At 66.0% G+C, this 24,981-nt stretch carries 27 protein-coding genes; 8 read left to right on the top strand and 19 right to left on the bottom strand.

Annotated features, from left to right (window positions below; all coding sequences use genetic code 11):
- Positions 1-223 precede the first annotated feature (223 nt).
- The 3 genes from ACCQ10_RS19115 (at position 224) to ACCQ10_RS19105 (ending at position 3,110) form a co-directional block, all read left to right on the top strand.
- Positions 224-1,411, top strand: a complete 1,188-nt coding sequence (locus ACCQ10_RS19115; RefSeq protein ID WP_372361591.1) for a sensor histidine kinase — start codon at positions 224-226, stop codon at positions 1,409-1,411.
- An 81-nt stretch (positions 1,412-1,492) separates the two neighbouring features.
- On the top strand, positions 1,493-2,095 hold the full coding sequence (locus ACCQ10_RS19110; RefSeq protein ID WP_372361590.1) for a response regulator transcription factor: 603 nt from the start codon (positions 1,493-1,495) through the stop codon (positions 2,093-2,095).
- 226 nt (positions 2,096-2,321) lie between these two features.
- Positions 2,322-3,110 (top strand): ThuA domain-containing protein, encoded by a 789-nt coding sequence (locus ACCQ10_RS19105; protein WP_372361589.1) that lies wholly within the window; start codon positions 2,322-2,324, stop codon positions 3,108-3,110.
- 245 nt (positions 3,111-3,355) lie between these two features.
- On the opposite strand, the gene ACCQ10_RS19100 is transcribed toward ACCQ10_RS19105, so the two are convergent.
- A complete protein-coding gene (locus ACCQ10_RS19100) occupies positions 3,356-3,898 on the bottom strand; it encodes a cytochrome b (RefSeq protein WP_372361588.1) in 543 nt (180 codons plus the stop codon).
- Positions 3,895-4,986 carry a catalase family peroxidase gene (locus ACCQ10_RS19095; RefSeq protein ID WP_372361587.1) on the bottom strand — a complete coding sequence of 364 codons (1,092 nt, stop codon included), beginning with the start codon at positions 4,984-4,986 and terminating at the stop codon, positions 3,895-3,897. The genes ACCQ10_RS19100 and ACCQ10_RS19095 overlap by 4 nt, the downstream gene beginning before the upstream one ends.
- Before the next feature lie 162 nt (positions 4,987-5,148).
- On the opposite strand from ACCQ10_RS19095, the gene ACCQ10_RS19090 reads away from it, so the two are divergent.
- Both ACCQ10_RS19090 and ACCQ10_RS19085 read left to right on the top strand, forming a co-directional pair.
- The gene (locus ACCQ10_RS19090) at positions 5,149-5,664 is read left to right on the top strand and encodes an RNA polymerase sigma factor (RefSeq protein ID WP_372361586.1); all 516 of its coding nucleotides are present in this window, start codon (positions 5,149-5,151) and stop codon (positions 5,662-5,664) included.
- A complete protein-coding gene (locus ACCQ10_RS19085; RefSeq protein WP_372361585.1) occupies positions 5,661-6,413 on the top strand; it encodes an anti-sigma factor family protein in 753 nt (250 codons plus the stop codon). Before ACCQ10_RS19090 ends, ACCQ10_RS19085 begins: the two co-directional genes overlap by 4 nt.
- Positions 6,414-6,468: 55 nt before the next feature.
- Here ACCQ10_RS19085 and ACCQ10_RS19080 read toward each other — a convergent pair whose 3' ends face one another.
- The 7 genes from ACCQ10_RS19080 to ACCQ10_RS19050 all read right to left on the bottom strand — a co-directional run bounded on the left by ACCQ10_RS19080 (position 6,469) and on the right by ACCQ10_RS19050 (position 12,773).
- The gene (locus ACCQ10_RS19080) at positions 6,469-7,839 is read right to left on the bottom strand and encodes a leucyl aminopeptidase family protein (RefSeq protein ID WP_372361584.1); all 1,371 of its coding nucleotides are present in this window, start codon (positions 7,837-7,839) and stop codon (positions 6,469-6,471) included.
- Between the two features lie 39 nt (positions 7,840-7,878).
- Entirely contained in the window at positions 7,879-8,616 is a 738-nt protein-coding gene (locus ACCQ10_RS19075; protein WP_039404547.1) for an HAD family hydrolase, read from the bottom strand.
- Positions 8,617-8,716: 100 nt separating this feature from the next.
- Positions 8,717-9,823 (bottom strand): AI-2E family transporter, encoded by a 1,107-nt coding sequence (locus ACCQ10_RS19070; RefSeq protein ID WP_039404628.1) that lies wholly within the window; start codon positions 9,821-9,823, stop codon positions 8,717-8,719.
- Between the two features lie 168 nt (positions 9,824-9,991).
- Complete coding sequence (locus ACCQ10_RS19065) at positions 9,992-10,375, bottom strand: hypothetical protein (RefSeq protein ID WP_039404544.1); 384 nt, start codon at positions 10,373-10,375, stop codon at positions 9,992-9,994.
- Positions 10,372-10,854 (bottom strand): hypothetical protein, encoded by a 483-nt coding sequence (locus tag ACCQ10_RS19060; protein ID WP_039404543.1) that lies wholly within the window; start codon positions 10,852-10,854, stop codon positions 10,372-10,374. Before ACCQ10_RS19060 ends, ACCQ10_RS19065 begins: the two co-directional genes overlap by 4 nt.
- A 3-nt stretch (positions 10,855-10,857) precedes the next feature.
- Positions 10,858-11,220, bottom strand: a complete 363-nt coding sequence (locus tag ACCQ10_RS19055; RefSeq protein WP_010374821.1) for a hypothetical protein — start codon at positions 11,218-11,220, stop codon at positions 10,858-10,860.
- A gap of 116 nt (positions 11,221-11,336) precedes the next feature.
- Complete coding sequence (locus ACCQ10_RS19050; RefSeq protein ID WP_039404527.1) at positions 11,337-12,773, bottom strand: Do family serine endopeptidase; 1,437 nt, start codon at positions 12,771-12,773, stop codon at positions 11,337-11,339.
- Between the two features lie 243 nt (positions 12,774-13,016).
- On the opposite strand from ACCQ10_RS19050, the gene ACCQ10_RS19045 reads away from it, so the two are divergent.
- Positions 13,017-13,856, top strand: a complete 840-nt coding sequence (locus ACCQ10_RS19045) for a histidine biosynthesis protein HisIE (RefSeq protein ID WP_372361583.1) — start codon at positions 13,017-13,019, stop codon at positions 13,854-13,856.
- Positions 13,857-14,391: 535 nt separating this feature from the next.
- Here the strand turns inward: ACCQ10_RS19045 and ACCQ10_RS19040 are convergent.
- From ACCQ10_RS19040 to ACCQ10_RS19005, 8 genes are all read right to left on the bottom strand, one after another.
- Positions 14,392-15,054 (bottom strand): DUF3313 domain-containing protein, encoded by a 663-nt coding sequence (locus tag ACCQ10_RS19040; protein WP_372361582.1) that lies wholly within the window; start codon positions 15,052-15,054, stop codon positions 14,392-14,394.
- A 55-nt stretch (positions 15,055-15,109) separates the two neighbouring features.
- Positions 15,110-15,397 carry a hypothetical protein gene (locus ACCQ10_RS19035; RefSeq protein ID WP_372361581.1) on the bottom strand — a complete coding sequence of 96 codons (288 nt, stop codon included), beginning with the start codon at positions 15,395-15,397 and terminating at the stop codon, positions 15,110-15,112.
- A 99-nt stretch (positions 15,398-15,496) separates the two neighbouring features.
- On the bottom strand, positions 15,497-16,681 hold the full coding sequence (locus tag ACCQ10_RS19030; RefSeq protein WP_372361580.1) for an ATP-binding protein: 1,185 nt from the start codon (positions 16,679-16,681) through the stop codon (positions 15,497-15,499).
- The gene (locus ACCQ10_RS19025) at positions 16,678-17,343 is read right to left on the bottom strand and encodes a response regulator transcription factor (protein ID WP_166744891.1); all 666 of its coding nucleotides are present in this window, start codon (positions 17,341-17,343) and stop codon (positions 16,678-16,680) included. Before ACCQ10_RS19025 ends, ACCQ10_RS19030 begins: the two co-directional genes overlap by 4 nt.
- A 148-nt stretch (positions 17,344-17,491) precedes the next feature.
- Positions 17,492-18,379: a TIGR01777 family oxidoreductase gene (locus ACCQ10_RS19020; RefSeq protein ID WP_372361579.1), complete on the bottom strand. Its 888-nt coding sequence runs from the start codon at positions 18,377-18,379 to the stop codon at positions 17,492-17,494.
- Between the two features lie 230 nt (positions 18,380-18,609).
- Positions 18,610-19,203, bottom strand: coding sequence for a DUF4142 domain-containing protein (locus ACCQ10_RS19015; RefSeq protein WP_039404514.1), 594 nt, complete (start codon positions 19,201-19,203; stop codon positions 18,610-18,612).
- 77 nt (positions 19,204-19,280) lie between these two features.
- Positions 19,281-19,547 (bottom strand): hypothetical protein, encoded by a 267-nt coding sequence (locus ACCQ10_RS19010; protein ID WP_047692789.1) that lies wholly within the window; start codon positions 19,545-19,547, stop codon positions 19,281-19,283.
- A 53-nt stretch (positions 19,548-19,600) separates the two neighbouring features.
- Complete coding sequence (locus ACCQ10_RS19005) at positions 19,601-19,882, bottom strand: hypothetical protein (RefSeq protein WP_039404509.1); 282 nt, start codon at positions 19,880-19,882, stop codon at positions 19,601-19,603.
- Positions 19,883-20,531: 649 nt separating this feature from the next.
- Between ACCQ10_RS19005 and ACCQ10_RS19000 the strand changes: the two genes are divergently transcribed.
- Entirely contained in the window at positions 20,532-21,638 is a 1,107-nt protein-coding gene (locus tag ACCQ10_RS19000) for a DUF3182 family protein (protein WP_372361578.1), read from the top strand.
- Positions 21,638-22,501 (top strand): alpha/beta hydrolase family protein, encoded by an 864-nt coding sequence (locus ACCQ10_RS18995; RefSeq protein ID WP_372361577.1) that lies wholly within the window; start codon positions 21,638-21,640, stop codon positions 22,499-22,501. Before ACCQ10_RS19000 ends, ACCQ10_RS18995 begins: the two co-directional genes overlap by 1 nt.
- Before the next feature lie 226 nt (positions 22,502-22,727).
- Here ACCQ10_RS18995 and ACCQ10_RS18990 read toward each other — a convergent pair whose 3' ends face one another.
- The gene (locus tag ACCQ10_RS18990) at positions 22,728-23,528 is read right to left on the bottom strand and encodes a hypothetical protein (protein ID WP_372361576.1); all 801 of its coding nucleotides are present in this window, start codon (positions 23,526-23,528) and stop codon (positions 22,728-22,730) included.
- Between the two features lie 223 nt (positions 23,529-23,751).
- Positions 23,752-24,975, bottom strand: coding sequence for an RtcB family protein (locus ACCQ10_RS18985; RefSeq protein WP_372361575.1), 1,224 nt, complete (start codon positions 24,973-24,975; stop codon positions 23,752-23,754).
- Positions 24,976-24,981 lie beyond the last annotated feature (6 nt).

The following is a 24,981-nucleotide window of genomic DNA, read 5'->3' as shown; positions in this document are numbered from 1 at the left end:
ACTGGGCGGCCTACCTGCAGGCGCGCACGCTTGCCTATCGATCAAGCCGGGACCTGCGTATGTGTCATCCCCACCGCATGCGCTGCCCGGGTGCAGCGCATCACGACCGTCATTGCACCTTGGCGCAATGCTTGAGGTTGCTGATCCGCTCTGCAGTGCACCGCGGCACGCTCGGGCGAGCGCGGCAATGGCAGAATCGACTCACTTCTCCGGATCCATCCCGATGCCTCTGACGCTCCCGGCCTGGCTGCGGCCGGCTCCAGATTCGCAAGTGGCCGCGCGCCTGGCGCAGGGCCAGTCGCCATGGATGGACTGCGTGCACCTGCTGTGGTCGGCCTGGGTGTTCGTGGTGCCGGTATTCTCCCCACGTGGCTATGACAGCACCTGGCTGTTGTGCACGGTGGTGTCGTATCCGCTGTTCCTGCTGCTATATGCGCGCATGTTGCTGGCGCCGCGCGGCACGCTGTACCGCTATGCGTGGGCGATGGGCATGCTCAGTGCGGCGCTGCTGCCGGTGTACGCCTCGGGCATCAGCTACTTCGTGTTTGCCTGCCTGAGCCTGCGCCCGTCCACGCGACATGCGCTGTGGCGGCATTTCGCCATCCTGGTGCTGATGAACGCCTTGTACCTGGGCTGGGCGCACTGGCTCGGGTTGAGCTGGCAGTCGCTGGTGTGGTTGCCGGTGTCGGTGCTGGGCATGGCTGCGGTGAGTGCGGTGTACAGCATCAACGAGCGTAAGGACGCGCTATTGCGCCTGTCGCAGGACGAAGTGCGCCGGCTGGCGGCCACCGCCGAGCGCGAACGCATCGGCCGCGATCTGCACGACCTGCTGGGTCACACCCTGTCGCTTGTCGCGCTCAAGTCCGATCTGGCCGCGCGCCTGATCGAACGCGACCCGCAGGCCGCACGCAACGAAATCGACGCCGTGGCGCAGATCTTGCGTGACGCGCTGACGCAGGTGCGCCGTGCTGTTACCGGCATCCGCGCCGCCGGGCTGGTGGCCGAGCTGGCTTCGGCAAAGGTACTGCTGGACATGGACGGCATCGTGCTGGAACACATGCTGGACGCGTTGCCTCTGCCACCCGAACATGAAACCGCGTTGGCGCTGGTGGTGCGCGAGGCGGCCACCAATGTGCAACGCCACGCCCAGGCCAGACGGGTCCGGGTCAGCCTGCGCGCGCAGGACGGCCGGGCGGTGCTGGAGATCACCGATGATGGGCGCGGCGGGGTGATCGTGCCCGGCAATGGCCTGGATGGCATGCGTGCGCGCCTGCAGGCCCTGAATGGCGCGTTGGACGTGGATGCGCTGCCACGCGGCATGCGCCTGCGCGCCAGCGTGCCGTTGCCGCACTCCATGCCGGATGCGGCGCACCCATCGTTGCCACTGCCCTTGGTGCCGCAACCGCGCTGAGCACTCACCGGCCCGGCCGCTGCACGTCGCCGGCTCGCACTGTTATCGTGCGCAACCGTTGCACAGAGGCGAGCGCGAGCGATGATCCGGGTGTTATTGGCCGAAGACCAGGCCTTGCTGCGTGGCGCGCTGGTGGCCCTGCTCGGGCTGGAGGATGACATCGAGGTGGTTGGCTGTGCGGGCGATGGCGAAACCGCCTGGCGCGAGCTGCAACGTCTGCAGCCGGAGGTGCTGATCACCGATATCGAAATGCCCGGGCTCAGCGGCCTGGAACTGGCTCAGCGCATCCAGCGCCAGGCGCTGCCGGTGCGGGTCATGATCGTCACCACCTTTGCGCGTCCCGGGTTCTTGCGGCGCGCGCTGGATGCCGGCGTGTCGGGTTATCTGCTCAAGGACGCGCCGGCCGAACAACTGGTCAGTGCCGTGCGCCAGGTGCAGCGTGGCGGGCGGGTGATCGACCCGCAGCTTGCCATCGATGCCTGGGTGGAAGCGGACCCCTTGAGCGAGCGCGAGCGCACCGTGCTGCGCCTGGCCGGCGAAGGCCGCTCGGCCAGCGAGATCGCGCAGCAGCTGCAGCTCTCGCATGGCACCGTGCGCAACTACCTGTCCGAATGCATCGGCAAACTGGGCGTGGCCAATCGCATCGAAGCGTACCGGTTGGCGCGGCAGAAGGGCTGGTTGTAACGCCGTCAGTCGATGCCTGGCGTGTGCGGTCAGCTGGAGTTTGCGATAGATGAGACTGCATGCGCTTGAGCAGCGCTTGAGCAGCGCTTGATCGACGCGATCGCGCGACGAAGGCATGGCATCACTCGCATCCCCCACCCATCCGCAGCTATTCCAAACGCGTGCGAAGGCATGCGATTTGCACGCAGGTACACTGCGCAGCATTGGAAAACACGACGAGCAATGCATGAAATCTCTGTGGCTGTCGGGCCTGCTGTTGATGTGCGCCTTCAACGCATCGGCCGAGCAATTCAAGATACTGGTGGCAGCCATTCCCAACCAGTATCACCACGACTATATCCCTGTGGCCAAGCCGCAATTCGAGGCGATGGCGCGCAAGCATTATGTCGAGATGGTGTGGGCGTGGAATGCCAAGGCGTTCGAAGGCGATCTGTCGCAATACGCGGCCATCGTGTTGCTCAATACGCCGGCGACCGATCTGGACCCGGCGCAGCGGGCCAACTTTCAAAACTACGTGCGCAACGGCGGCGGCGTGGTCGCCGTGCACAAGGCCTTTGCGATCAAGCGCGGTGACTGGGAATGGTACGACCACATGATCGGCCGCTCGTTCCGCACCCATCCATACATGCAAACGGCGATGGTGGATGTGGTCGATGCCAATTTCCCGGCCACGGCCGGCCTGCCCAGGCGCTGGGTGTGGAGCGATGAGTGGTACGAATACGATCCACCGTACAGCGATGACCTGGTCACGCTGCTCACCGTCGACGAAAGCAGTTATGACCCCACCCTGATCTGGCCGGGCCAGGTCGCCAGGGGCATGGGCAAACAGCACCCGGTCGCGTGGTATCACCACTTCGAAGGCGGGCGCGTCTTCGCCACTGCGCTAGGCCATCTGGCCGAAGCCTATAACGATCCGCGCTATCTGGATCACCTGTACGGTGGCATCTATTGGGCGGCGACTGGCAAGGGCATCGACGCATCTGCGCCAGCGGCCAAAACAAGACGCCAGCGTTAAGCACTAGCCCCTCTCCCCGCGGGAGAGGGGTTGGGGTGAGGGTACGGAGCGCAGCCACCTGGAAGGGAGATTTGCGAGGCTTCACCCATAGCCTCATCCGCCCCTGCGGGGCACCTTCTCCCCCATAAAGGAGGACAGTGTCCCGACCGGAAAAGGGACAAGCCCTTCTTCTACTGAAAAAGGCGCGCGGTGGAGGCGCAGCGAAATCATTCTGCACAATACGTTATCCACCCAGCTCCACCCCATCAACGCGCCGACCGCTCCCCACGCGCCATGCTGGAAAACACGCCGTCCCGGCGCACCCAGGCGTGGAACAGCGCTGCGCTCAGATGCGCCAGCACGGTGGCGAACAGCAGATACGCCAGCCAGCCATGCGCGTTGCGCAGCCAGGCATACAGCGCCGGGTCGTGCGGTGCGATCGCCGGCAGGTTTGCGCCTGGCCACAGCACGATCGGGTAGCCGCCAGCCGACAGCATCGCCCAGCCGATCAGTGGCATGCCCAGCATCAGTGCATACAGCAGCCAGTGCGAAGCAATCGCGGCGGCCTTCTGCCACGCCGGCAGGTCCGCGGGCAGCGGCGGCGGGCGATGGCGAAGACGATTGATCAGGCGCAGCACCGCCAGGACAAGAATCGCGATGCCCAGTGGACGATGCAGATCGATCAACCACGGCCGTTGCGTCACCGAGGCCACCATGCCCACGCCGACAAACAGCATGGTGAGGATCATTGCGGCCATCAGCCAATGCAGCACGCGCGCGGGCAGATTGAAGTGTGTACGGCTGCTCATTGACGTGCTCCCTGGCCGGTGGCGGCGCTGCCTGTGCCGTTGGCGATCTCACGCTCGCGGCGATTGAACGACTGCGAATACACCGACGAGCGCGCTGCCAGGATCGGGTCCTTGGACGCAGCAAGGCCCTTGGGCAGGATCAGCGGGTCGTAATTCAGATCGCGGCAGGGGCCAGTGGCCTGCGGCTGCGCATGATCGATCGACAGCGTTCCGGCCACGATCTGCTTGCGGCTGGCCGGCCATGGCTGCGATGGGTCGTCCACCGCATCGTCGGGTTCGGCGATGGTCAGCACCATGTCCCAACGCAACGGCCCCTGCGCCAGCCGCGTGTCCAGATCGGTGGCGAGAAAATCGCCATCGGCCTGCTTGCGTTGCTCGGCGCTCAATTCCTTGAACGGCGTATGCGGGCGCATCGACCAGCGGATGTAGCGTTCGCGTCCATCGGCGGCAATCGCACGGAAGGCGTTGACGCCGTTGTACTGCGTGCTGGCCCAGCTGTCCGACCATGGCGCGGTCTTGGCCCACTGCTGGAACTTGGCCGCTTCCGGATACTGCTTGCCGAACGCCGCCAGTTTTTCCGGGTCCGGCTTGCCGGTGGCCGGGTCAGGCCGGGAGGCGACATTGAGCGCCTGGAAGCCGGCCGGCGTGGCCACCACGAAGAACGGAAAGCTGTTCATCGCCGTACGCCATTCCTGCCCGTCGTCGCTGCGCAACAGCAGCGCCATGCTGCGTACGCGCGCGGCACCATCGGCGCCGTGCGGGTCGCCGCCGCCGATGGACATGCGCCCCAGCACCGGCGTACTGGCCTGGCTGAAGATGCGTGCCGACGACACCCAGGTGGCCTTGCCGCTGGACTGGAACTGCCCGCTCACGCACACGCCCTTGGTATGCGCGCGGCGAAAGCCCGGATGCGGCGGCCCGCTGGATTCGATGGTATCGGTCATGCGCGCGGCAGTGAGCCGGTCGCCGCCGATCCAGTCCGCCGTCCAGGCGAATGCGATGGCAACGCCGCCGGCAATGGCGGCAATGCCCAGCAGCGGCAGCACAGGGCTGCGCGCGCGCGGGGGCGAGGGAGGTGGCAACGTCATGGCTGGCTCCGGTGGTCGATGCGGTGAGTGGTCGATGCAGTGAGACGCCGTGCAAGGCGGGTTATTCCGCGATTGCGAAAATACGTGCTGCACGCGCACGAATCGTGGGAATAGTCCACGCTCCAGTGCGTCTACTGTGTGATGCCACTACCAAGCCTGCCAATGGATGCTCTGGACGATGACCAACTGCGTGCCGTGCTGCCGGCGCTGCGCCGCTTCGCGCGGTCGCTGAGCGGCGAGGCCGCCAGCGCCGACGACCTGGTGCAGGCCACGCTGGAACGTGCCCTGCGGCGTTGGCGCACCCGGCATACCGCCGACGCTGTGCAACCCTGGTTGTTCGCCATCCTGTACCGGCAGTTTCTGGATGGGCAGCGCCGTGCCGCGCGCTGGCAGCGGGTGGTGGGCCTGTTCGCGCCACAACAGCCCAGCCATTCCGCCTCTGCCGAACAGGTGCACGACGGTCGTGCCATGTTGGCCAGTCTGGCGTTGTTGCCAGCCGAACAACGCGCCTTGCTGCTCCTAGTCAGCGTGGAGGGCTTCAGTTACCGCGAGGTGGCCGACACCCTCGGCATCCCGATCGGCACGGTCATGTCGCGCCTGTCGCGTGCGCGCGAACGCCTGCGCGCAGTGAACGAGGGCCACATGCGCCACACACCTGCTTTGAGGATCCTCAAATGACCACCACACCGCCCGACGAGCATGCCTTGCACGCCTACGTCGATGGCCGCCTGGCCCCGGAGCAACACGCAGCGGTTGCGGCGTGGCTGCAGGCACACCCTGCGCAGGCCGCGCGCGTGGCAGGCTGGAAGCGCGATGCCGAAGCGCTGCGTGCCGCGCATGCCGGCCTGCCGCCAGAGCCGGGCACAGGTGCGCTGACGCCTGCGGCGATTCGCCGTGGCCTGCAACAACGCCGCCGGGCGGTGTTTGCCACGGCCGCCAGTTGCGTGTTGGCACTCGGCCTGGGCACCGGGCTGGGCTGGCAGCTGCACGAGAGCCGGATGACCAGCCAGCGGATTCCGATGGCCGATGCCGTGGCCGCGTACCGGCTGTTCGCCGAGACCGGCGCGCAACAGGGCGTTGCGTTGGAGGCGCAGCGCCGCACCGAGCTGGAGCCCTGGTTGCGCGCGCATTTCGGCAATGCCGGTGTCGTGCCGGATCTGCGTGCGCAGGGCTATACGCTGCGCGGCGGGCAATTACTTTCCACGCCGGAGGGCGCGGCCGCCATGCTGATCTACGGCGATGCCGACGGCGCGCGCATCGGCCTGTATCTGCGTCCACGCAGCGGCCCGATGCCGACCGGCGAACGTCGCGATGGTGGTCTGTTGGCGCAGTACTGGGCCGAAGGCGACACCGCGTTTGCGCTGGTCGGCCCGGCGACGCAGACACGCCTGCGCACGATCGCGCCGTTGCTGCGTCCCCAGGGATGACCAGCGCAGCTGCAGGCGGCTGGCACTCGTCGGCGCGTGGTGTGACTGGCCGCGCTTACCCGGCGTAACGCTGCTGCAGCATCGTAAACGCCGAGCGCAGGGCCAGCGCTTCGCCACCGGCCGGGCGACCGGGGCGGTCGCTGTCGTTCCAGGCGTATACGTCCAGATGCGCCCAGCGTTGGCCCGGGGCCACGAAGCGTTCCAGATACAGCGCGGCGGTGACGGCGCCGGCCATGCGCGAGCCGGCGTTGGCCATGTCGGCCACGTGGCTGTTGAGATAACGCAGGTACGGGCGCCACAGCGGCATGCGCCAGACCGGGTCGCGGGTCTGTTCGCCAGCGCTGATCCAGGCCTGTGCCAGTGCATCGTCGTTGGCGAACAGGGCCGGCAGATCCGGGCCCAGCGCGATGCGCGCGGCTCCGGTCAGCGTGGCGAAATCCAGGATCAGGTCCGGCTTCTGTTCGGTGGCATAACTCAAGGCATCGCACAGCACCAGCCGGCCTTCGGCATCGGTGTTGTCCACTTCCACGCTGACACCGGCACGGGTGGTGATGACCTCGCCGGGGCGGAAGGCTTCAGGGCCGACCGCGTTTTCCACCGCGGCTATCAGCAGGGTCAGCCGCACCGGCAACCGCTGCGCCATCACCAGGCCGGCCAGCGCCAACGCATGCGCAGCCCCGCCCATGTCCTTTTTCATGTTGCGCATGCCATCGGCGGGCTTGAGATCCAACCCGCCGGTGTCGAAGCACACGCCCTTGCCGACCAGTATCAGATGTGGGTGCGCCACATCGCCCCACTGTAGCTGGATCAGCCGCGGCGCACGGTGCGAGGCGCGTCCCACCGCGTGGATGGTGGGGAAGTTCTGCGCCAGCAGCGCGTCGCCCACGATCGCATCCACTTGCGCGCCATGCGCCTGCGCCACCGCACGGGTGGCCTCTTCCAGATGCTGCGGCCCCATGTCTTCGGTGGGCGTGTTGACCCAGTCGCGTACCTGCAGGCAGGCCTCGATCAAGGCGCGGGTCTGCGCCGACGGCGTGGCCGCCAGTTCGGCCGGTGCGCGTGGCACCTTGCGGTACCGCGCGAAGCGGTAGGCGCCCAATCCCCAACCCAGGTGCAGCAACGCCTGTTCGGCATCGCTCAAGGCGTTGGCCAGCGTCCAGCGGCTGGCGGGCGGCAATGCCATCGGCGCGTGGGCATAGGCATACGCGTCGGCGCGGTCGCCGATGCCGACGATGGCGCCGGCCAGCCCGTGGTCGCCTGGCAGCAACAGCACGCTACCGGGCGCGGCATCGAATCGCTGCGCCTGTGCCCACGACAACACGCGCGTGGGCTGCTCGGCGCACCAGCGCGCAAAGCCCTCGCGGTCGAGCACATACAGCGGCAGGGCCGCGGCGGCGGGATCGGTGAAACCGGTAAGGTGCGACATGGACATCCTTCAATGGCGGTGTGCGCCGTCGGGTTGAACTCAGGCGGGAATACAGATGCCGTCGCGTGCGGCACCCGGATGCGGCTGCTGCGCATCCAGCCAATCGGCCAGCCCGGTCATGCTGTCGAATTCCAGATCCGGCTGCTGGGTGGGGTGCGACCACACTGCGCCTTCGCGATTGATCCAGCACGCGCGCAGGCCCGCATCCAGCGCGCCCAGCACGTCCATGCGCACGTGGTCGCCCACATGCAGCACCTGTGCCGGCGGCAGTTCCAGGCGTGCGCATGCGGCGTGGAAGATGCTGGCGTCGGGCTTGGCACTGCCGTGTTCGCGCGAGCCCAGCTGAAACGCGAAGTGATGCATCAGCCCGATGCGTTGCAGATCGGCATTGCCGTTGCTGAGCGCGGCCACCGGCACATGCGCGGCAATGCGCGCCAGCGCGTCGAGCGCATCCGGATAGCATTCCACCTGGTTGCGCGCGGCGTAGAACACCTCATAGGCCGGCTCTACCAACGCCAGGTCGCCACCGCTTTCGCGCAACGCCATTTCCAGCGTCAAGCGCCGCAACGCGCTGAGGTCGTGGTGCAGGTGCGGGTTGTCGGCAAAGCTGCGCTCGCGCAGCTCCCGCATCGCTTCCACCGGAAACCGCTCGGCAGTGACCGGGCTGTGTTCACGCATCCAGTCGTACAGCACCTGATCGATGCGCGCCCCGATCGGCGCGAAAGGCCACAACGTGTCGTCGAGGTCGAGAGTGATGGCGCTGATGTAGAAGCTCATCGCGAGATTTTACGGTCTTGCGTTGGGAATGGGGAATCGGGAGTGGCGAATGGGTAGAGCAGTGCCACTGCTCTTGCGATTCCCGAATCCCGAATCCCAGCTACTCCAACAGCCTGGCCCAGCGCTGCATCCCCTCCACCCGGCTCAGCACCATCTTGATGCAGACCAGCAGCGGCACCGCCAGCAGCAGGCCGACCATGCCCCACAGCCAGCCGAACAGCATCAGCGCCAGGATCAGCATCAGCGGCGAGATCGCCATGCGGCGTCCCAGCACGATGGGGGTGACCACCTGGCCTTCGATGGTGTGCAGCGCCAGATACAGGATTGCCGGCAGCAGCGAGGACACCGTGGTGCGGAATTCCACAAAGCCCATCAGCAGCATCAGCATCACGCCGATCAACGGACCCACATAGGGCGCGAAATTCAGCAGTGCCACCACCGTGCCCCACAGGATCGCTTCGGGCAGCGGGATCTGCAGCACATACAGAATGCCGGCAAATATCAACCCGACCAGCGTGTTGATGACGCTGATGGTGAGCACGTAACGCGAGACTTCGCGTTCGATGTCCAGCATGATTTCGGTGGTGAAACGTTGCTGCTGGCGGTTCGGTAGCAAGGCGATCGCATGCCGCTGCAGGCTCTCGCCATACACCATGAAGAAGAACGTCAGCAGCACCACCGCCAGCACCGACGCGGCCAGTTTGGGTGTGCGCACCAGCGCCTTGTAGGGGTCGTCCATCTGCGTGCGCACGATCTGCACGCCGCGCTGGCCTTCGCCACCGGCCGCGCGTGCAAAATTTTCTGCGGCCTGGTTGGCCTGCATCATCGGCTTGGTGAGGTCGCGCACATCGCGCGCAATCTGGCGCATCTGCCGCGGTGCCTGCTGCGCCCATTCGGCAGCCGGGCCGGCCAACTGTGCCGCCAGGGCCACGGTCCCGGCCAATCCCAGGCACAACACCAGCAAGGCGCCGACAAACCGCGGGATGTACAGCTTGCGCAACCCGCGCAGGATGGGGTTGCCGATGAGGGCGAAGAACGCCGCCAGCATGACCGGCAGGATGATCGTCTGCGCTGCCCACAGCGTATAGCCAACAGCGAGCGTGGCCAGCACCACCAGCGAGGCGGGTGCGCGCGGACGCGGGGCTGGTGGTGGCGGGAGCGAATCTGCCGCGACAGCAGCATCCAGCGGATCGAGAGGAAGAGACATGCGTGCCCTGGCAGCAGACTGGCGTGCCGCCAGCGGTGCGCCATTATCGGCACAACGCGTCAACGGCGCGCACAGGGTCTGTGCGCGCGGCGTCATTACGAACTGGTTGATGCGGCGGGCTCAGCCGCAGGCGCAGCAGCGCGCGCGCCGTTGTGCCTGCACGCTGGGTCAGGCGGCGTGGTCGGCCGGCACCTGCACTACCGTGACCGGCGGGTCGGCTGCCACTTCTTCGGCACTGTCGGCAGCGCGTTCGGCCTGTTCGGAGGCCTCCTGTGCGCGATGCGCAGTGAACAACGCAGAGATGGTGCTGATCATCTGCAGAATCTTGGGGATGCCTCCAAGCTTGCTGGCAATGCTGCCCAGCGCAGCCTGTGGCTCGTTGCGACCGGTCACAAAGCCCAGCCCGAAACCGACTGCCAGGATGCGCACCGGCGACCAGCCGGCGCGCCAGGTCTGGCGCAACTGGGCCCAATGCGAGCGCGTTTCCTGCGCCCGCCCTTCCACCAGGAATTCAGCGCGTTCGACGCGCTGACGCAAGGCGCCAAACTTCATGAGCGTGCTCCATTGGCGGCTGTGGCCGTGTCGTCGTCACTGGAGTCATCGAAGATGCCCAGCTTGATCAACTGCCGCCGCGTGGCATTCATGCCGGTGTGATCGAAGTAGAAGAACACCCGCCACGCCGCGATGCCGGTGACCAGCAAGCTGGCCAACGCGGTGAAGAACATCGCCTGAAACCATGACAACCCGGCACGTTGGAGCAACGCAATGATGGCGCCCGCCAACAACAGCCAGGACGAGGCGCCGAAAACGACCGCGACACAGGCCCATGCCAGGCCACGCCCGAACGCACTGCGTGCCAGTTGCAGATCGGCCGACACCAGCCGGCGTAACGCGCGGCTGGTGTCCTTGGCTGAGCCCAACGTCGCACGGCCGGCGGCACCGACCGCGCGTACGCTTTCGTCCAGTCCTGGCGTTTCCGGGCGCGCGTCTGGCGCGCCGGAGCCGGCAGCTGTAGAGGCCTGATCGCTCACGGCTTAGTTATCGTTGCTGCGTGCCAGCTTGGCGATGACCCAACCAGCTGCAAATGCCACGCCGAACGCGGCGAGCGGACGCTCGCGGATCAGGTCGGTGGCGCTTTCGAGCAGGTCGTTGCCCTTGGCCACCAGAACGTCCATCTGCTCCTTGGCAGCGGCGCCACCAAATTCGGCGGCGGCCATGCCGGCCAGCGCGGTGTCGGAGAGTTCGGCCTTGACGTTGGCGCGGCCCAGCTTGAGCTCGTCGCCTGCAGCGCTGGTAGCGCCCTTGACGGCTTCGCCGGCAGCGCTGGCGGCCGACTTCAGGTGGGTGCCGGCTTCGCTCAGGTTTTCCTTCAGCTGATCGGTATTGGTGGGGCTCATGCGATATCTCCTTGGGTCATTGAGGGCAGCCGTCACTCACGTGCGGTCGTGCAGTAGCAATAGCATCGGAGGGGTGTAGGAGGCGTTAGTGGACGCAGCCCGCAGTGCACATCGCGTCAACGCATGAGCGCGTCGTATTGCGCGTTGCCACGCAGGATGCGCACTACCAGCTGTTGTGGTTTGCGCTGGAAATTGGCGCGCCAGCTGGCAAGGTCGGCGAACTCGCCCACGCTGCTGGCCACGATCACGTCACCAGACACCAGGCCGTTGGCCGCAGCACGGCCACCGCGTTTGACCTCGCTGACCATCACCCCGGTGATACCGGACTGGCGCAGCGATTCGGGCAGGTCCACGAAGGTGGCACCGCTCAGGCGCGGGTCGAGCATGTCGCCGGTGACCGCGCGGTCCTGCTCCTTCAAGGTGGCCTTGAGCTTGAGCGGTTTGCCGTCGCGGCGGATTTCCAGGGTGACCGCGCTACCGACGGCCTGCAGGCCCTCGTAGTTGTGCAGCGCCTCCGCACTGTCCACGCGTTGATCGTTTGCTGCCACCACCACATCGCCGGGTTGCACGCCGGCCGCGGCGGCCGCCGAGCCGGGCAGCACGCGCGTCACCAGTGCGCCGCGCAGCGAGTCCACGCCCAGCCCCTGCAACATCTGCTGGGTGAGGTTCTGGGTTTCCAGGCCCAGGGTGCCGCGCACCACCACGCCTTTGGTCACCAGCTGCTCGACCACGTTGCGCGCCAGGTTGGACGGAATCGCCAGGCCCAGGCCGATATTGCCGGCCATGCTGCCCTGCGGATTGAAGCTGGCGGTGTTGATGCCGACCAGTTGGCCTTGCAGATTGACCAGCGCACCGCCCGAATTGCCGGGATTGATCGAGGCATCGGTCTGGATGAAGTTCTGGTAGCCCAGGCCGCGAATTCCGCTGCGGCCCACCGCCGAAACGATGCCGGAGGTGACGGTCTGGGTGAAGCCGAACGGGTTGCCGATGGCCACCACAAAATCGCCCACGCGCAGTGCGTTGCTGTCGGCCAGTTTGATATCGGTCAGGTTGTCGGCCTTGATGCGGATCAGCGCGATGTCGGTGTCGGCATCGGAGCCGATGAAGTCGGCCTTGACCGTGCGCCCATCGCCGAGTGTCACCTGCACGTCGTCGGCATTCTCGATGACGTGGTGGTTGGTCAATACATAGCCCTTTTGCGCATCGATGATGACGCCGGAGCCCAGCGATTCGTTGATGCGGTCCTGCGGCACCTGCGGGAACAGCCGGCGCAGGATCGGGTCGTTGAAGAACGGGTTGCGCACGCGCACCACCTGCTTGGTGTTGACGCTCACCACTGCCGGCATCGCCTGTTGCAGCATCGGCGCCAGCGAGGGCACCGGCTGCCCGGCGACCGACGCCGGCAACGCCGCTGCCGTTGGCAGGGTGAAGGTGGCATTGCCGGCCGGCGTGGCCTCGGCGCGGTTGTCCAGCCAGGCATTGATGCCGGTGGCGGCAAAGCCGCCGAATGCGGCAGCCAGTGAGAGCGTCAGCAAGGTGGGAAGCGGTCGCATGGAGCGTCTGTCCGGGTTACGCGGTGGAAGAGGAATAGGGCGTCTGACTGCGTAAATCAAGCTGAACGAGAGTGCCAGCGGGCAATTTAACTGCCGGTGAAAGCGCCGCGCAGGCCTTGCCGCCGCTGCGTTGACAGCCCGTTGAGCCCGGCGTAGCGTCCGCTTGATCCGATGCCTGTTCAGCAGACGCATGCTCTCGCGCATCGCCCGCGTTTCCCGCACTGATGCCCTTAAGGAGGGTCTATGAGCAACGGCAATGGTGTGACGGCAACCCTGTCCGACGCCGTCGATAGCGTAAAGAGCACTGCCACCGAACTGACCGACAGCATCGCCAGCACCACCAGCGAGGCGGTCGCCAACGTGCAGGAAGCGGCCGGCGCGGCGGTGCAGGAGGTCAAGGTACGTGTCGCCAAGGCACGCAAGGCGGTGGTCAAGGCGGAACAGGACGCAGCCAGCAAGGCTGCCAACGCAGCGGGCGCCGTCAAGCGCCGCGTGGCCAAGACCAAACGCTCGTTGACGGCCACCAGGGACGCAGCGAAGGACAAGCTGGTTGCAACCAAGGACGCTGCCAAGCAGAAGCTCGTCGCGACCAAGGACGCGGCGAAGCAGAAAATCACCTCCACCAAAGAGGCGGCCAGGCAGAAGCTGAGCAGTACCGGTGCCGCTGCCAAGAAGAAGATCACCGACACCAAGGCCAACACCAGACAGAAGCTGGAAACCGCCAAGGCCAATGCCAAGGCCGACGCGGCCGCATTGAGTGCCAAGACCGCCGCCAAGAGCGCGGCACGCAAGACCGCCGTGGCAACGGTGAATGCGCGCACCGCAGCGAAGAAGGCTGCGGCCAAGTCGGTGTCGGTCAAGAAGGCGGTTGCCAAGAGCATCGCCAAGAAGGCACCGGTCGCCAAGCAGACCGCCACACGCCAGGCCGCCGTGAAGAAGGCCCCGCTGAAGAAGGCAGTGACCAAAACCGCCCTGAAGAAGGCGGCCAAGGTGACCAAGACCCCGGCAACGCGCGCAGTGGCCAAGACCACCGCCGCCCGCAAGGCGGTCGGCAAGAAGGCCGTAAAGCGCGTCACGCGCTGACGCTGGACGCCAACACGTGATGCGCGCGCCAGGTAAGCGTGCATCACGCGAAGGTGCAAGAAGGCCGGCGCTGGGCTGCAGCGCCGGCCTTTTTTGATACGTCAAAACCGCATGCGCTTGCGATGGCACCGCGCCGCGTCGCGCGTGGCCAGCTGACGGAGCAAGGGGCTGGGCAAGGGCAGGCGCGAGGTGCGATGTGCGCTCTGCGCGAGGCTTCGCTCGTACCCTCATCCGCCCCTTCGGGGCACCTTCTCCCGGTGGGAGAAGGGAGAGATCAGCGGGGCGGTGAGAGATCTGTTTCTGGGAACGGGTGTGATGAAGGGGGCGGAACGATGCGCTGGAATATCACTTCGCATGAGGCTTCGCTCGGACCCTCATCCGCCCCTTCGGGGCACCTTCTCCCGGTGGGAGAAGGGAAGGCGCTGCAGACTCACAGGACGCGCGCAACCCCGTTCAAGCACTACGTCCGCCTCCCGCTTCCCCATTCCCAATTCCCAATTCCCCATTCCCGATTCCCGATTCCCGATTCCCGAAACTATTCGATCCCCTCGAGCAACTGCTCGGCCCCCTTGCGAATCCCGGCCTTCGCTGCGCCGTAGGCGCCCAGGCTGGCCTTGATGTTCATGGCGCTGGGATACTGTTTCTCGACATAGGCGGCGAGCAGGCGGTCGCTTTGGGCGTCGAAGATCTCCACCGCATAGCTGACCGAACCGGAAAATGCACCTTCCTTGCCGCGTGCGGCCTGCACCGCGTTGTAGGAGCCGCCGCCCAGGTCCACCTTCATGACGGTGCCCAGTACGCGCTTGCTGGGCTTGGCGCCGGTGAGGGTAAGGCGCACCCGCACGGTATCGCCATCGGCCACCGTGGTCGGGCGCCAACGCCGTGCAAGGGCGTAGCCGAATTGCTGCTGCATGTCATCGGCCAGCATGCGCTTGTCCTGTTCGGGCACCTCTTCGAACTGCGCATCCGGCCCGCGGTAGATGGCCACCGGTTCGACGATGGCCGCCCGGTAGCGCGTCCAGTCCACGTTGCTGTGATAGGCGTACGGCATGCGGTCTCCGCGGCTGCCGTTGTGTGGGCGCAAATAACTGGACGACGGCAGTTGGCTGTACGGCAACGGGCGGGTGCTGGAGCAGCCGATCAGACTGATGCCGACAACGGCAAGCGTGCAGCAACGAGTGACGAAATGGACAGACATGACAAAGACCTGCATAGAGTGAGGACGGTGGAAGGGCCAGTGCGGGCAGCGAGGTTCAATGCAGCAGCACGCGCGCCAGTGCCAATGCAAATGCAAGGCCTGCCGCGCCCAGCAGCACGCTGCGTGTTACCCAACGTGGCAGTCGGCGGACGTGGCGCGCGCTGCGGATATCGGGCAAGGCGCACCAGATGTCGCGGTTACGTGTGCCGGTGCGGCCACAACGACAGGCCGGCGACGCGGCAATGTGACTGACCGTCATGCCGACGCTGTCGTTGGCTGCCGCGTGCGTGGCCCACGGCGACAGGGCGGCGATGGGCGAGTTGGAGCGGGTCGAGGAAGTCATCACCATGCAGCCTGGATGCGTGTGGTGCGTGCACTCTAGGCGGCCAGGATTGGAAACTTATTGGAGGTGCCGGGCCGCAGCACCGTCCGCCCCGGGTGTTCACGCCGTGGTCGGCGCGCGGTCATCGGCGAACACCACGCGCACGCACAGGCCGCGCCCTTCGTTGCCTTCGCAGGTTTCGATGGTGGCTCCGTGCAGGCGGGCAATGCCCGCCACCAGCGACAGTCCGATTCCGCTGCCCTGCACCTCGCTGCCGGGCACGCGATAGAACCGCTCGAAGATGGACGCATGCGCCGCGTCCGGTACGCCGGGGCCGTCATCGCTGACCTGCACGAACGGGTGCAGTGCATCGGCGCGCAGGCAGTAGCCGCAACTCACTTCCACGGTGCCGCGAACGCGTCCGTAGCGGATGGCGTTGTCGACCAGGTTGCGGATCAGGATGCCCACTGCATCCACATCGCAACGCAGCAGGCAGGGTGCCGCCTCCACGTGCAGATTGAGCTGGCGTGCATCGGCCTGCACGCTGAATTCGTCCAGGACATGCGAGATCAATTCGCCCATCTCGACCTGTTGGTAGGCAGCCGAACTGATGCCGGCATCCAGCCGCGCCAGATCCAGCAATTGTTCGGCCAAGCGATTGCTGCGGCGCGCGGTTTCCAGCAACTGGCGCAGGGCAGCGTCCTTGTCCTGCAGCGTGGGCGCGCGCAAGGCGACTTCGGCGTAGGCATGCAGCGCCGAGAGCGGAGTGCGCAGTTCATGCGCGGCGTCGGCGACAAAATTGCGCTCGGCCTGCACGGCCTGTTCCACCCGTGCCAGCAAGGTGTTGAACGCGGCGATCAGCGGACGGATCTCGTCGGGCACCCGATCCAGCGGGACGGGGTCGGTGTCCAGCCCGGTGCGTTGCGCAATGGCGCAGGAGACGCTGCGCAACGGCGCCAGCGCCGTACGTACCGCCCACCACACCAGCACGCCGAGCACGCCCAGTTGCACGGTGTTGAGCACCATCGCGATCAGGGTCTGCTTGAAACTCATGCGCGAGGACGCATTGCCGATCGGCGTTTCAAGGTCTGCACCATTGGCCGGCGCTGACGGGCTGTCGAAGCGGTGCTGCAGCGCTTCGGGCAGGATGCCGACCAGGTGGTCGCCCAGCAGGTTGAGCTCCTGTTCGAACACGCTATGGTGACCCTCGGTGACCAGCGCCACCAGGATCCACAGCGAAGTGGACCAGCTCAGCAGGACGATTGCGGCCAGCGCCGCCAGCATGCGTGCCTGCAGGGACTTCATTCGGGGGACTTGCCGACCATGTACCCCTGGCCGTAAACGGTGGAGATGAGCTCTTCGCCCAGCTTGCGGCGCAACTGATGCACATACACCGCGATCATGTTGCTGCCGCCGTCGGACGGGCCGCCATACACGCCTTCTTCCAGCTGATCCTTGGTGACCACGCGCCCGGCACGTTCCATCAAGGCCAGCAGCAGTCGATATTCATGCGCGCTCAGCGCCACCCATTTGCCGGCCCTGGTGACCTTGCGGCTGCTCGGGTCCACGCAGACATCGCCCTGGCTGAGCAGCGGCACCACGCGGCCCTGGCTGCGCCGGGTGACCGCGCGCAGCCGCGCCATCAGCTCATCGAACTGAAAGGGTTTGACCAGGTAATCGTCGGCGCCGGCGTCCAGGCCGCGGATGCGGTCGGTGAGCTGGCCACGTGCGGTCAACGCGATCACCGGGGTCGGGTCGTAATGGCTGCGCATAAAGCGGAGTACCGCCAGCCCCGACTCGCCGGGCAGGCCGATATCCAGCAGGACAGCGGTGTAGCGGTGGTCCACCAGCGCCGCCCTGGCGGTGGCGGCGTTGCCCACGTGGTCGATGGTCCAGCTGTGTTGGCGCATGCCGTCGCAGATGGCGTTGGCCAACAGGGGGTCGTCTTCGACAAGCAGCAGGTGCATCAGGGTTCCGCCGGGCGCCGGGCCATTCCAAGATCCGCAGCACTGTCGGAAATGCGCGTTAGGCAAATATTAGTGCATGCGCAAACCTGCCGGGCAGGCGAACCGAGGGGCGGCCGGGATGTGCAGGCGAGTTGCCTGCGCGGCCGGTTCAGCGCTGCAGAATTGCGCGCAGGGCCGGCTCCAGCCGCTCGTGGCGGAAGCCGAACCCGGCATCGAGCGCACGCTGCGGCAGCACGCGCTGGCTGATCAGCAGCAGGTTGGCCATTTCGCCAAAGCCCAATCGCAGCAGTCCGGCCGGTAGCGCCAGCAAGGCCGGGCGGTGCAGGACCTTGGCCAGGGTGCGGGCAAATTCCGCATTGGTCACCGGGTTGGGGGCGGTGGCGTTGTAGGCGCCGGGCTGCCCGTGCTGCAGCAGCCATACCAGCAGCGCGACCATGTCGGCGCGGTGGATCCAGCTCATCCAGTGCCGCCCGTCGCCGAATGGCCCGCCGCCACCCAGCCGGAACGCCGGCAGCATGCGTGCCAGTGCGCCGCCGTCGCGGTCCAGCACGATGCCGGTGCGGACCCAGCTCACGCGTGGGCCAAGCGCGCCGATGCGGGCAGCGGCGGCCTCCCAGTCGCGGCAGAGTACGGCCGAAAAATCCTCGCCGGCGCCGTCCGTTTCGGTCAGCGCCGCATCGCCGCGCTCGCCGTAATAGCCCACCGCCGAACCGGACACCACCACTGCCGGGCGCTGCTGCGCTGGCTGCTGCGCGATCCAGTCGTACAACCGGTCAGTGGTGCCCAGCCGCGACTCGCGAAAGCGCTGCTTGCGTGCATCGCTCCAGCGGCCGGCCGCCAGCGGCTCACCGGCCAGGTTGATGACGGCCTCGGCCTGCACGCCGTCCAGCGTCTCCACGGCGGTGATGCCAGGCAGGCTGCGGCTTGCCCGGCCGGTATTGCGGGTCAGGACGCAGACCTGATGGCCGGCCTGCACCAAGGCCGGGCACAAGGCCTGGCCGATGAAGCCGGTACCGCCGGTGATGAGCACGCGCATGAGAGGTTCCTGGACGGAGGGATGCGGCACCATAGGCCAGTGCGGACTGAAGCGCAGTGAAGCCGACGCCGATGTCGCTGCCGACGCAGCGATACGGCCAGCGGCCGGTGGTACGTGGCGTCAGGCGCGCCGGTCCGGCGCCGTGATGCAGCGCCGGGTAGCCGCCTCATCCCCAAACGCAAACGCGCCGGACAGGCCGGCGCGTTTGCAAGGTGCTGGGTGCAGCGTACTTATTTCGACGACGACACCGCATGGGCACGTTCGAAGTGTGCCGACACCACACGGCGGGTTTCTTCCAGGTGCTGCTTGACCGGTGCGCTTTCGGCGGCGGGCAACAGCTCCGAATCCAGAATCTTGATGGTGTCGCCATGGTCGATGACCATGTTGCGCATGAAGGCATTGCGGTACGCATCCTTGCCATCGGGCAGCGTCAAGGTCTTCTCCAGCGCCTCCACTGCGGCCTTGCCCTTGGCGCGCACCGCGTCGGCGCGCGGGCTGTCCTTTGCGCCCAGGGCCTTGGTCTTCTCGAGGTTGGCCTGGTGGTCGTGCAGCATCTGCTCGGCAAACGGGCCGGTGGAGCCGCCCAGGTCCTGCCCGATGGCCTGCTTGGCTAGCGCAATCTCGTTTTCGTCAATGGCTGCCAGCACGCCCAGCACTGCACCGTCGCCCTTGGCCAGCTCGGTCGCTCCGCTGCCGCTGACCGGCGCGGCAGTCGGTTCCGGCGACACCGCCGGTGCAGTGCGCGAGGCATCGCCACCGGGGCGATCGCAGGCGGTGAGGGTCAGCATGGCAAGTAGTGAAGCGGCAGCGAGAGTGGATTTCATGGAGGTCCTGAGGTGAGTCGGCAATGGCCGACGATGAAATGCAAAGGAGCCGCTAGGCGGCTCCGGTGATGCGTTGGTCAGGCCCACTGCGGCTGGGCGACCGGGGCGATGCCCATGGGTCTGACCGGCGCGCGAACCGCGTCCTGCGCCGTACGGCACACGCGGGCCATGCGCGCAGTGCGCTCACGAATGACGGCGTGCTCGCTGGCAGGTGCGCTGCCGAGCAGGCTTGCCACATGGAAGCCAAGGATTTCCTCCGCGCGGTCGCCCTGGTCGCTGATGATGTGCGGAACCAACCGCTCCAATCGTTCCAGCTCCTGCTGCACTTGATACGGGGTTTTCATGACGATCTCCAATGAATAACGGGTCTTGCTCAACGCCGGTGTCACTGGCGTGCTCAACTATTGCGCGTGCCCAGACGTTGCCAGCAGTCAGTCGCCAACTGTTCGTAGTTGGACTGGGTGCTGGATGAAATGAAGTGATGCTCAAGGCGATCGCGAAACAGCCGCAGACGTTCCTGATCGCTCGAACGCGGTGCCTGCAGGTAGATGTCGCAGGCCATTTTCACCACCGGGGACAATTCGCTGAACTTGCCGCTACCCAGGTTCCCCTGAGCGTGCCGCGCCTGCCAATGCGCGATTTCGGCCTGTACATCGATGACGGATGGGTCTCTGCTCATGGCTTGGGGCGTTCCGGATTAAACAAACTTGACGTGCAGAGTAACTGCGGGTATGTCAACGAATGATCATCGAACGCGACAATAGTGCGTTAGTGGGAACACCAACGCTTAATTGCTCAGGCTGCGTCGGCGTCTCTACACGCTATGCACGCATCCTCGTCGCGTGGTGAATGTTGATCGGCGTGATGGACTCTGTTCGATGGACGAACACGTCTACCTGCAGCGCTATGCAGCATGACGTTGCGATCATCACAGTCACACTGCACGGCGTGGCTTCCAGATTTCACGCAATCGCCTGCGTGCAGCGCCGCATTTCACGGAAGATTCTGAACCGCTCCACACCTGTGTAACGTCTGATCCTTAAGGTAGGCAACGACGTATAGGAGAGAGTACTCAGGATGCAGGACAGCGAAAGCAGTCATCGTAAGCCGCACCATGCCAGCGGAACACCGGAAGCACGTGTGTGGTGGCACGCCCTGTTGGAGCTGCGCGGGGGCCGGGTGGCCATCAGCCTGATCGTGGTGGTGTTGATCGTGGTAGGTCTGTATTTCGCCATGAAATAGGCCTGGTTTCAGGGTTTACAGCGGCGCGTTCCGACACGCAGCGGGAGGCGCCCGATGTGGCACGGGCACGAGCACGGGGACAGCGGATGGCAGAGCCACGGTACTTGCAGGTGCTCGGGCATACCACGCGTGCCGTGGCCGAGCACGGCCACGAACGGGCCACGCATGCCTGGGTGTGCAGCGAACTTGCGCGCCTGCTGGGCGCGCATGATGCAGGCCTGGACACTGTGACTGCGTCCGCCGCAGGCGACCAACATGCCGCGTTGCATGTGCCCGACGACACGCTCACTAGCGAGCAGGCCCGTGCGCTTGGCATCGACGGTCGTCACGGCCTGCTGGGCGGCATCGTGCCGCATGCATTTGTGGCCACCAAGGTGATCGGCCACCCCTTGATCGATCCTGCGGCGACGCGTATCACCGGCTGGAATCAGGCGCTGGCGCTCGCGCTGATCCCGACCACCTTGCCAGGCTACACGGTGTTCTCGCGGGACGATGCCTTGCAGGCGTTGGACCGATTGCTGCCCGATGGCCAGGTGCGCCTGAAGCTGCCCACCGGCGTCGGCGGCAACGGGCAGTGGCGCATCGCCGATGCGGCCGCGCTGGCACTCGCACTCGACGGGTTGCCCGAACATTATCTGCAAACCTACGGCGCAGTGCTGGAGCGCAATATCCTGCAGCCGCTGACGCACAGCGTGGGCGAGCTGTGCGTGGCCGGCGTGCAGATCGCGTACTACGGGACGCAATACAGCGTGCGCAATGCCGAGGGCGAGGATGTCTATGGCGGCTCGTCGCTGCGCGTCCATCGCGGATCGCTGGAGGCACTGTTGGGCACCGGGCTGCCGCCGCTGCAGCGCCGCGTGGTGGAGCAGGCGTGCCGGTACGATCGCAGCATTGCCGCTGCGTTTGCGGGCCTGCAGGTGTCCCGGCGCAATTACGATGTGGTCAGCGGTGAAGACCCGCACGCCGGCGCGGTGTGCGGCGTCCTCGAGCAGTCCTGGCGGATCGGTGGCGCCACCCCGGCCGAACTTGCGGCCATTGCCTGTTTTCAGCAACATCCGGGGCTGCACTGGGTGCGGGCATCCACCCACGAGATCTATGAAGGCGAGCCGCCGGCCAACGCACAGGTGTACTACCGTGCAAGCCGCCCCGGCGCCGGCCCGCGCTACAAATACCGGAGGGTTTCAACCGACTGATGGAAGCCAAACTTTCCAGTATCGACATCGCAGTCGATCACGATGCACTCAGCGGCACCTTGCTCACGCCCACCGGTATTCCGGCGGTGCTGTTCGTCCACGGCTGGGGCGGCAGTCAGCACCACAGCCTGGTGCGTGCGCGCGAGGCGGTAGGTCTGGGCTGCATCTGCATGACCTTCGACTTGCGTGGGCATGAGGGCCATGCATCGATGCGGCAGACCGTCACCCGCGCGCAGAACCTGCGCGACATCATTGCGGCCTACGACCAGTTGGCGGGCCTGCCGTATGTGGATCCGCAGTCGATTGCGGTGGTGGGCCTGAGCTACGGTGGTTATCTGTCCGCCCTGCTGACACGTGAGCGCCCGGTGGAGTGGTTGGCACTACGTTCGCCTGCGCTCTACAAGGATGCGCAGTGGGACCAGCCCAAGGTCAGCCTCAATGCCGATCCGAATCTGATGGCCTATCGGCATCGCATGCTGACGCCCGACGACAACATTGCGTTGGCGGCATGCGCTGCGTACACCGGCGATGTCCTGCTGGTCGAAGCCGAGCACGATGTCATCGTGCCGCAACCGGTGCTGCGCAATTACGCAAACGCCTTTGGCAAGGCGCGCTCGTTGACCTCGCGGGTGATCGCCGGAGCCGACCACGCGCTAAGCGTCAAGGAGCATCAGCAGCGCTACACGCGCGCACTGATCGACTGGTTGACCGAAATGGTGGTGGGGCGCCGGATTGCGTTGGCCCGTGAAGTGGTGGCAGCGCGCAAGCAGCTGATCAAGCAGCAGGAAGAGGCGCCATCGGCGGGAGCCGACGCTGCAGTGTTCCGCGGCGACATCCGCGCGGTGGAAAAAACGTCCGGGTAGTCGAGCGCGCACCTGTTTGCCAGCGCTTGGCGGTACCGTTGCGCTGGATGGATCGCCACTGAAGAACGCGTCATGCGGGGTGAGCGTTGCGATCTGCTTGCAGCGGTTGTCTCACTTACATGCGCCGCCACAAACTCCCAACGAACGAAACGGGCCCATCGGCCCGTTCGTTTTGCATCATGCAACTGACGCGCTGGACACGTCAGCTCGCAAACACAGGAAACCGTCACACGCGTGGGTCGGTCGGGTTACGACGCGCAGCGTCGCCGTGATGATCCGAATCGAAGGCTTCCCGCACGGCGTGCTTGGCCTTTTCCCAGTTCAGACGCGAATCGGCCTTGAAACGGTCCCAGCCATCGCCCAGATCACGTTCCAGATGGTCGTCCCACTGGCGGCCGGCGTGCTGCTGTCGCGCCTGCATGCCGTACCGGTAGGCCGGGCGATAATCGTCATACGAATACTCGGCATCACGGTAGCTGGCACTATCGAAGCGACCGGCGTAGTGGGTATCGCCGTCGCGATACACGGTGTGGGTACGGTCGGCGCGGTCCCAGGCATCACGCGCAGCGAGACGGGCCTCGTCCCACTCCAGGCGCGATTCACCACGGTTGCGGGGCCATTCGCCGGCCAACGTGGCTTCGGTTTCTTCCCAGGTGCTGGTCGGGCGTGTTTCGCGCGCCTGCAGGCCGAACCCGTACACGGTGGCGTAGTCGCGGTCGTAGTCAGTGCCTTCCTTGTAGTAAGGACGGTTCCGGTGCTCCTGGCGCCAGTATTCGGTTTCAACGGTAGGGTCGAGGCGTTCGGCCACACCCTTGCCTGCCGCCGCGCCGGCAACCACGCCGGCCGCCGCGCCGATCAAGGTGCCTAACGGACCGAACACCGTGCCTGCCAGCGCACCTGCCGCTGCACCGCCGGCGATGCCGCCCACTCCCACACCCACCGGGTGCGAACCGGGTGCGCCGGAGATCGGGTCGCGGTTCAAATCCTTTGCTTCTTCCTTGCGTTCCTGCTTGTCGAGATTGCTCATGCCGCCTCCGGTTGCCTGGTGATGGATGCGCCCTGCAACGCAGGCCGCGAATGTGGCGCAACGATGGCGTCGCGAGAGTGAAACGTGTGTGCTTGGATGTGAGTGCGATCGCGACATGACTGAACTGTGCAGTGGCACTGCGGATGAGGTCGCTGACCGGTGTTGCATGCAACCTGCAGAACACGCTTCTTACAGAAGAGGGGTCGCTGCTGCGGCCCTTGCTCTACCCCTTGATGCACACCACCTGGCGCAACGTGTGCAGTACTTCGACCAGATCCTGCTGTGCTGCCATCACTGCCTCGATCGACTTGTAGGCGGCCGGCGACTCATCGATGACGGCGGCATCCTTGCGGCATTCCACATGCGCCGTCGCCTGGCGATGCTGGGCGAGGGTAATCTGTGCACGTGCGGCCGTCCTGCTCATCACGCGGCCTGCGCCGTGACTGCAGCTGTGAAAACTCTCCACGTTACCCAACCCGCGCACGATGTAGCTGCGCGTGCCCATGCTGCCCGGAATGATGCCCAGCTCGCCGGCGCGTGCGCTCACCGCGCCCTTACGGGTGATCAACAGCTCCTCGCCGGCGTGCGTCTCCTTCTGCACGTAGTTGTGGTGGCAATTGACCGCGAGCTTTTCCAGCTGGAATTTGGGCAAGCGGTGACGCATCTCGGCCAGCACGCGCGCCATCATCGCCTCGCGGTTTTCGCGTGCGTAATCCTGCGCCCACGACACCGCTTCGACGTACTCGTCGAACAAGGGCTCGCCCTGCATGAAGAAGGCCAGGTCCTTGTCGGGCAGATGAAAGCCCAGCACGCGGTGCGCCAGTTGCTCGCGCGCGCGCTCGATGAAGTAGCTGCCGATCAGGTTGCCGGTGCCGCGCGAGCCGCTGTGCAGCATCACCCACACCGCATCGGTTTCGTCCAGGCAGAGTTCGATGAAGTGATTGCCGCCGCCCAGCGTGCCGATCTGGCATTCCAGCTTGTCGGTGCGGATGCGCCTGTGCCGTTGTTTGATCGCGTCCAGACGTTGCACCAGCCCCGAACGCGCGATGCGGGTTTCGATGCTGTCGGGCAGCGTGCGGTGTTCGCCGCCGCGACCGTTGCCCACTGGCACGCTGCGCTCGATACTGGAGCGCAACTGCGCCAGATTGTCCGGCAGGTCGTTGGCACGCAGCGTGGTACGCACGGCGGCCATGCCGCAGCCGATGTCCACGCCCACCGCTGCCGGGATGATGGCGCCACGGGTCGGGATCACCGAGCCCACGGTTGCGCCCTTGCCCGTATGCACGTCGGGCATCACCGCCACCCACGGGCCGACGAACGGCACCGCGGCGATGTTGCGCAACTGTGCATGCGCCTGCGCTTCCAGCGGCACGCCGCGCACCCAGCCCTTGATCGGTGTGGTGCTGCCTTCGGCATGCAGTAATTCAAAATGTTGTGAGGTACTCATTGTCGT

Origin of the sequence: Xanthomonas sp. NCPPB 1325 (assembly GCF_041477645.2) — a bacterium.
GTDB lineage: Bacteria > Pseudomonadota > Gammaproteobacteria > Xanthomonadales > Xanthomonadaceae > Xanthomonas > Xanthomonas cannabis.
Note: the sequence above shows the minus strand (reverse complement) of the source record. Positions and strands in the feature narration are given on the sequence as shown.